Genomic DNA, 593 nt, shown 5'->3' on the forward strand with positions numbered 1-593 from the left:
GCGTTCGAGGAGGCGCTCGTAGTCACGGATGGTTTCATGTTTGCACCAGTGCCAGGCGATGACATGATCAAGTGTTGCTGCCACGATCAAACAGCCGCCTGCGGTGTAGGTGCCGTCGAGGAAGATCTGGTCGTAGATCCGGCCTGTATGTCCGATGGTGGGATCTGGGACATCAACTAGCCAGCACCAGCTAAATCGGCGTTTCATCGTGGCATGACTGACGCCGTGGCGCTTTGCTACTGCTTCTAGTGACGTTGTCGTGGTGCAGTGATCGATGAACTGGGCGAACACTGCAGCGTTAGTGACATCGCTTCGGCGTTTGACGCTAGATGCGCCGCAGACCTTACACCGCCATCGGACCGTTCCCTTGCTGGTGGTCCCGTTACGTTTCATCTCGCCGCCGCAGTGGCAGCGTGGTCGGTTCTTTGGCATTGGGTAACCGAACCACCGCTGCTTAGCACATTGCGACAGCCACACCGTGGATTGAGCGACGATGGACCAGATATACGCCTGCAGAGCATATACTTTCAACGTTAATGCAGGTCACCTACTGGAAATCAGCCAATCCAGACACACTTTTTGACCCTTAAGCC

General features: G+C 55.6%; 1 protein-coding gene. It reads right to left on the reverse strand.

What is annotated here, in order from left to right:
- Positions 1–432: IS1/IS1595 family N-terminal zinc-binding domain-containing protein (locus tag QP994_RS11060; protein ID WP_502870054.1), on the reverse strand; the 432-nt coding region annotated here is incomplete at its 3' end.
- Between the last annotated feature and the right edge of the window lie 161 nt (positions 433–593).

Source organism: Corynebacterium sp. MSK044 (genome assembly GCF_030232825.1).
In the GTDB taxonomy this organism is placed as follows: Bacteria; Actinomycetota; Actinomycetes; order Mycobacteriales; family Mycobacteriaceae; genus Corynebacterium.